8 protein-coding genes and 1 tRNA gene are annotated in these 6,390 nt (G+C 28.6%); 2 read left to right on the top strand and 7 right to left on the bottom strand.

Translation table 11 applies throughout. From position 1 onward, the window contains the following. Positions 1–155: 155 nt before the first annotated feature. Positions 156–231: transfer RNA gene (locus HMPREF3045_RS01705), tRNA-Thr, on the top strand. Between the two features lie 200 nt (positions 232–431). Here the strand turns inward: HMPREF3045_RS01705 and uraA are convergent. The 7 genes from uraA to HMPREF3045_RS01670 form a co-directional block, all read right to left on the bottom strand. Beyond that, positions 432–1,697 (bottom strand): uracil permease, encoded by a 1,266-nt coding sequence (gene uraA / locus HMPREF3045_RS01700; protein ID WP_070736871.1) that lies wholly within the window; start codon positions 1,695–1,697, stop codon positions 432–434. A 153-nt stretch (positions 1,698–1,850) separates the two neighbouring features. Continuing rightward, complete coding sequence (locus HMPREF3045_RS01695) at positions 1,851–2,027, bottom strand: indolepyruvate ferredoxin oxidoreductase subunit alpha (RefSeq protein WP_070736870.1); 177 nt, start codon at positions 2,025–2,027, stop codon at positions 1,851–1,853. Positions 2,028–2,122: 95 nt separating this feature from the next. After that, a complete protein-coding gene (locus HMPREF3045_RS01690; RefSeq protein ID WP_019117560.1) occupies positions 2,123–2,941 on the bottom strand; it encodes a PSP1 domain-containing protein in 819 nt (272 codons plus the stop codon). Continuing rightward, positions 2,916–3,746 (bottom strand): DNA polymerase III subunit delta', encoded by an 831-nt coding sequence (locus tag HMPREF3045_RS01685; protein WP_070736869.1) that lies wholly within the window; start codon positions 3,744–3,746, stop codon positions 2,916–2,918. Before HMPREF3045_RS01685 ends, HMPREF3045_RS01690 begins: the two co-directional genes overlap by 26 nt. A 1-nt stretch (position 3,747) precedes the next feature. Beyond that, positions 3,748–4,077 (bottom strand): cyclic-di-AMP receptor, encoded by a 330-nt coding sequence (locus HMPREF3045_RS01680; RefSeq protein ID WP_004838952.1) that lies wholly within the window; start codon positions 4,075–4,077, stop codon positions 3,748–3,750. Beyond that, positions 4,074–4,703: a dTMP kinase gene (tmk, locus tag HMPREF3045_RS01675; protein ID WP_004838953.1), complete on the bottom strand. Its 630-nt coding sequence runs from the start codon at positions 4,701–4,703 to the stop codon at positions 4,074–4,076. The genes HMPREF3045_RS01680 and tmk overlap by 4 nt, the downstream gene beginning before the upstream one ends. A 194-nt stretch (positions 4,704–4,897) precedes the next feature. Beyond that, positions 4,898–5,545 carry a 50S ribosomal protein L25 gene (locus HMPREF3045_RS01670; protein WP_070736868.1) on the bottom strand — a complete coding sequence of 216 codons (648 nt, stop codon included), beginning with the start codon at positions 5,543–5,545 and terminating at the stop codon, positions 4,898–4,900. A 154-nt stretch (positions 5,546–5,699) separates the two neighbouring features. Between HMPREF3045_RS01670 and tpx the strand changes: the two genes are divergently transcribed. Further along, the gene (tpx, locus tag HMPREF3045_RS01665; RefSeq protein WP_004838955.1) at positions 5,700–6,212 is read left to right on the top strand and encodes a thiol peroxidase; all 513 of its coding nucleotides are present in this window, start codon (positions 5,700–5,702) and stop codon (positions 6,210–6,212) included. The last annotated feature ends 178 nt before the right edge of the window (positions 6,213–6,390 follow it).

The raw sequence follows: 6,390 nt of genomic DNA, 5'->3' as shown, positions 1-6,390 counted from the left end.
AATTGTGCTTTACTCATTATTTCCTCCTAAATATTATAAGCTTACTATACCATAAATTTCATAAATTTACTACAATTACTCATATTATACCGTTTTTTTTGAATAATTTAAAATTATTTGCAAAAATATTTTTTCTGTGGTATATTACATTATATGCCACTTTAGCTCAGTCGGTAGAGCGCATCCATGGTAAGGATGAGGTCCTCAGTTCGATCCTGGGAAGTGGCTCCATTTTTTTGCCCATTTTTAATTTTAAAATTTTAAATTTTATAATTTTTACATTATTAAATAAATTTATTTCTTTTTTTGTTTATCCAATTTTAATAAAGAGACTTTTAAAAAATAAATTGATTTCATTTTTTATTAGTCTCTTTTTGAATTTTTATTACTAAAAAAATCAAGCCATAAATTTACAGCTTGATTTTTATTTTTTATTGATTTATTAAATTTAATTTTCTAAGCAAGGTCATAAAGGCTGATAATAATACTGCTACTACTGATGCTAGTACCATGCCTTGTAATTGGATTGAGCCAAATTTTATTGACAATCCTGAAAGTCCTGCTATAAATATTGTTGATGTTAGGATTAAATTTATTGATTTTGAATAGTCTACTTTTTGGTCTACTAATAATCTTATTCCGCTTGTTCCTATCATTCCGTATAACAAGAAGGTTACTCCTCCTATTACATCTCCTGGGATTGTTTGGATTAATGCTGCTAGTGGTCCTACAAATGCCATTAATATTGAAATAATTGCTGCTGCTCCTATAACTTGGACTGAATATACTCCTGTTATTGCCATAACTCCTATATTTTCTCCATAGGTTGTTGTTGGAACTCCTCCTACTAATCCTGAAAGGGCTGATGAGAAGTTATCTGCAAATATTGACCTGTGTAGTCCTGGATCTTCTAATAAATTTCTTCCTATAATATTACTTGTTACAACTTGGTGGGAGATGTGTTCGCTTGTTATTACTAATATTACTGGCAGCATTGATAAAATTGCTTCTATCGAAAATTTTGGTGCTGAAAAGTTTGGTAAGGTAAATAATTTTGCTTCTAAGACTGGTGTAAAATCTACCATTCCAAAAAATACTGAACAAATATATCCTACTACTATTGCTATTAGGATTGGAATTGTTGATAAAAATCCTTTAAATGATACTGAACCAATTATGGCTGTAAAAAGTGTAATTCCAAATATTATAAAATCTTTATAACTTGCTGTATCTGTCATCAAATTAGCTCCGATTGAACCGCCTGTTACTGTATTTCCTGCAAGCTCAAATCCTATTAGGGCAACGACTGAACCCATAGCTGCTGGTGGCAATACTACATCTATCCATCCTATTCCGAATTTATAAATTATATATGCCAAAAAACATCCTAGAGTTCCGACCACAATAAAAGCACCTTGCGCATATTGAAATCCTTGACTTGCAATAATAGCTGTTCCTGGTGCTAAAAATGCAAATGATGATCCCAAATAAGCAGGTGCTTTCTTTTTGGTAATTAATATAAATAATAATGTTCCGATACCATTCATAAAAAGTACTATTCCTGGATTTATTTTAAATAAAATAGGGACCAAGACACTAGCTCCAAACATTGCGAATGTGTGTTGGATTGAAAGTGGTAACAATAATTTAAATGGTAACTTATCTTCTACGTGGTAAATTTTTTTAGAATTTTTCATAATGCCTCCTTGTTTACATCAAAAGATATATTAGCAAAAAATGTAAAAATTGTCAATTATTTTTTTAATTATTAATTTTGTAATTTTTAAAGATTTTACGCAATATAAAAGACTCAGTATAAACTGAGCCTTAATTTTTTATATGTATATATCTTATTCTGCTGGTGAGATTGCTTCTACTGGACATACAGCTGCACATGATCCACAATTGATGCAAGCATCTTCGTCGATTTCGTATGCTGCGTCTCCTTGTTCAATTGCTTGAACTGGACATTCACCTTCGCATGATCCACATGATATACATGTATTTTCATCTATTCTATAAGCCATAATTTTACCTCCTAATTTGTTATATTAATATTATAGTAGTTAAATTAACTAATGTCAAATGATAGTAAATCTCAAGATTTTCTCATTTTTATCAATTATTTGTCAACTATTCTTCTTATATCCTTTGGGCAATAAGATTTTTCGATTTCTGTATCATCTTCTTCTATTCTTACTCTGATTTTGCATTTTTCTTTTACATAGTTGTTTTCTACAACTACTCCGATTCCATCTTCTGTTTGAATTTTTTCGCCTACTTTTGGCATTGATTTTTTTGCTATTTTATAGCTTTCATTTTCGTAAGATAGACAACACATTAGCCTTCCACACAAACCAGAAATTTTATTTGGATCTAGGGTTATATCTTGTTCTTTTGCCATTTTTATTGATAAGGGTTGAAAATCGCTCAAAAATCTTGCACAACAACATTTTTGTCCACAAATTCCTACGCTTGAAACCAATTTTGCATGGTCTCTTACTCCGATTTGTCTAAGTTCAATTCTATTTCTATAAATTGATGCAAGTTCTTTTACAAGTTTTCTAAAATCAACTCTATTATTTGATGAAAAATAAATGAGTAATTTTTTTCTATCGAAAGTAAATTCTGCTTCAATGGCATGAAGATTAAGTCCAAGATTGTCTGCCTTTTCTTGGCATATTTCTACAGCCTCAAGGGCATCTTTTCTATTTATTTCTTCTTCAACTAGATCCTCTTTACTAGCTTTTCTAATAATTTCATTTAATTCACGGTCAAAATCGCTTTTATTTATTTCTTTAATTGGCGTTTTAACTATTCCCATTTCAAGACATGAATTAGAATCAACTATGACCTTATCTCCAATATGTAAATCAAAATCTAGTGGATTAAAATAATATATTTTTCCTGCTTTTTTAAAGCTTATCCCTACTACTTTCAATATTTCTCCCCTCTCTATATATAAAAATAAGGAAATTTTCAACTGCCATGTCAAAATTTGCATTATTTTTAAATCCTTTTGTTATTTGTTCGGCTTTTCTTATTATCCTATCAATAGAATCAAAAGGTAAATTTTCTATTTTTCTCAAGTAAAATAAAACTTTCTTGTTCTCTTTTGCATTGTTCTTGTAATATTTTAATTTTATCAAATTATTGAAAAAATTTAAAATTTCTACAAATAATTCTTCCTTATAATCTTTTGCCTTTGAAAAGAAATCTTTATTTTTGTAATAAAAAGAAAAATTTCCAGAAATTATTTCACTTAATATATAGGATAGTTTTTCCCTGTCTACAAATTCATTTTCTATTTGACTTTTAAAACTTATGATTTGACATCTTGATCTAATAGTTTTTAAAAGACTATAAGCATTATTTGTTGTAAAAATTAAAATTATATAATCTTTTGCCTCTTCTATGCTTTTTAAAAGGGCATTTGAACTTTCAATGCTCAAATTTTCGCTATCTTTAATTATATATATTTTAATTTTTCCATTACTAGGCCTAAGATACATATCTTTTATCAAAAGTCTAATGGTTTTTATGCTTATGTTTTTTTCCTTGTCATCTTTTTCTATTATTTCAAAATCAGAATTTTCTTCAAGCTTGGTATTTATACCAAAATTATTAAAAACGCTCTTAGAAAATTCCAATGCCTTATCTAGATTATAAGAAGAGTTTTTTGATTCAAAGATATAGGCATTGGAAAGTTTATCATTTTTTATTTGATTTTCTAAAATTTCTATCATTTCAGATTCTTATATATTGGTCAACATCCAAAATAAATACAGTAGCTCCACCAACATTAACATCAACTGGTGCGCTTGTTGCCAAAAGTGGAGAATCTGCTGTCGGATTAATTACTGATGATTGAGTTGTTCTTTTTTTACAATTATCTTCAATAATTTGCTTTACTTCATCAAGATTTTCCTCTTCAATACCAATAAGAAGAGTAGTATTTCCTTCTCTCAAAAACCCACCTGTTGTTGCAAGCTTTGTTACCCTATATCTTTTGTCTGTCAAAGAATCCATCAAAAAATTTGCATCCGCATCTTGAACTATAGCTATTAAAAGTTTCATTTTTTCTCCTTTAAATATGTTTTTATAGTAGCCAAACAATTATCTACAACCGTATCAATACTTTTGTTAGCATCGATTGAAATAATTTCATCCTTAAACCTTTTGGATAATTCTATATAGCCATCATAAGTTTTTTTGTGAAAAGAATCATCTTCGTTTTCCAAACGATCAGAAATGAAATTTTTCCTTTTTCTATCAATGGCAGTTTTATAATCAATATTCAAAAACAAAGTTAAATCCGCCCTAATTTCTCCAATGGCAAAATCATTAATATTTTTAACTTCGTCTACACCAAGACCTCTTCCAATTCCTTGATAAAGCATAGAACTAAGAACAAATCTATCACAAAGAATTATAGAACCCTTCTCCAACAAAGGTCTAAGCTTCTCACCTACCAATTGAGCCCTACTTGCTGCATACAACAAGGCCTCACACCTTGGATTCATTTCTATATTTTCATTATCCAAAATAATTTCTCTAATTTTTTCTGAAATATCAGTTCCACCAGGTTCCCTAAACTTATATATATCATACCCATCTTCCAAAAGCTTATTATAAACTTTTTCCAAGACAGTAGTTTTTCCAGAACCATCAGGACCTTCAAATACAATTAATAATCCATTCATATTATTATTATATCAAATACTTCAAACATTTAATAGTTTTATAAAACATTCCTTGATTAAAAAATTTTTATAAATTTAAAAACAAAATTCGTAAGAAAATTTCAAATTTTTTTAAAAATTCTAATAGAAAAATTTAAAATCAAAAATAATTTTTTGCAAAAAAAAAGACCAGTAAAGGTCTTTGTTTCTTAGACTTATTCTTCGTCTTCTTTTTCTTCAGTTTCATTAACAGTTGGTACGTCAGCTGCTGATTCGCCTTCGCTATCTTCATCAACAACAACTTCTTCTTGAGGTTCTTGAAGTGAACAAACAACTTCATCTGTTTCAAGTAAAATATTGATATTTTCATCTTTTGCAATATCAAAATCAGCTACTGTGAATGAATCCCCAATTTGCATATCAGTAACTTCCAATTCTGCATATTGTGGAATATACATTGGTAAACATTCAACTTCAACTGTATCAATATTTTGAACCAATACAGAAGGTTCAACCCTAATGTCATCTCTTCCATTTAAGTAAACTGGAACAGAAACTCTGATAGCTTCCTTAGCATTGATTGCTTGGAAATCTACATGGAAAAATTGAGATTTAAATGGGTGCATTTGATAATCTTTAATAAGTACTGGTACCTTTTCTCCGTCAATATCTAAGTCAATAATTGTAGTTGTACCTGCTTGAGACAATACTTTTTCAAAATCTCTAGAAGTAAATTGTACATTTATATTTTCTTTATCTTTAGCATATACAACACCTGGTACAATAGCTTGTTGTCTAAGTTTATTAACTTTATTTTTTCCGACAGCTTCTCTTTTTTCTGAATTTAAAACTATATCTGCCATTGCTTCCTCCTTATTTTCTAACTTTCATACTGATTAATTATACCTTATTTAAAAGGATTTGACAATAATAATCTAATTATTTAAAATTTCTCCTACAAAATAAAAAAAATGGGTATATTAATATAGAAACAATTATACATTTTAGGAGGTATAAATGACAGAAAGAAAGAAAAAATTCGGTGAAGAAGAAATCACAGTAATAGGCGAAGAACTAAAAGTAGGAGATAGCGCTCCAAACTTTAAGGCAATAAATAACGACTTGTCAGAATATGATTTTTATAAAGAAGAAGAAGGAAAAATAAAAATTATATCAGTAGTACCATCACTTGATACATCAGTTTGCGAAATACAAACAACAAAATTCAACAAGGCTGCAGCAGATATAAGCCCTGACGTTTCAATCGTAACAATATCAAACGACCTTCCATTTGCCCAAGCAAGATTTTGCTCAGCAAAAGGAATAGATCAAGTAAAAACAGTATCAGATTACAATTTCTTAGATTTTGCAGACAAATACGCAACCCTAATCAAAGAATTAAAACTACAAAACAGAGCAGTTTTCGTTGTAGATAAAGAAAACAAATTAGTTCACGTGGAATATCTAGAACAAAACACAGAATTGCCTGATTATAAAGCCGCATTAGAAGCTGCAAAAAAATTGGTATAAATAAAATAAATCTTTAAAATCACAAAAAATAGCTAGAGAAATCTAGCTATTTTTTATGTAAAATAAAAAAGCAAAATCAAATTTGAATTTGCCTTTATAAATAAATTTACAATTATCTAAGTATAAAAATATTTTATACTCTTAATCTAAAAATTTAAAATAAAATTATGCATACCTA

Origin of the sequence: Anaerococcus sp. HMSC075B03 (assembly GCF_001815585.1) — a bacterium.
In the GTDB taxonomy this organism is placed as follows: Bacteria; Bacillota; Clostridia; order Tissierellales; family Peptoniphilaceae; genus Anaerococcus; species Anaerococcus vaginalis.
This window is presented reverse-complemented; position numbering and strand designations above follow the sequence as displayed.

Bases quoted from the DNA above. Each gene is read 5' to 3' on its own strand.
- tmk (WP_004838953.1), bottom strand. From the start codon at position 4,703: ATGAATGGATTATTAATTGTATTTGAAGGTCCTGATGGTTCTGGAAAA.
- tpx (WP_004838955.1), top strand. From the start codon at position 5,700: ATGACAGAAAGAAAGAAAAAATTCGGTGAAGAAGAAATCACAGTAATA.
- HMPREF3045_RS01685 (WP_070736869.1), bottom strand. From the start codon at position 3,746: ATGATAGAAATTTTAGAAAATCAAATAAAAAATGATAAACTTTCCAAT.
- HMPREF3045_RS01695 (WP_070736870.1), bottom strand. From the start codon at position 2,027: ATGGCTTATAGAATAGATGAAAATACATGTATATCATGTGGATCATGC.
- uraA (WP_070736871.1), bottom strand. From the start codon at position 1,697: ATGAAAAATTCTAAAAAAATTTACCACGTAGAAGATAAGTTACCATTT.
- HMPREF3045_RS01680 (WP_004838952.1), bottom strand. From the start codon at position 4,077: ATGAAACTTTTAATAGCTATAGTTCAAGATGCGGATGCAAATTTTTTG.
- HMPREF3045_RS01670 (WP_070736868.1), bottom strand. From the start codon at position 5,545: ATGGCAGATATAGTTTTAAATTCAGAAAAAAGAGAAGCTGTCGGAAAA.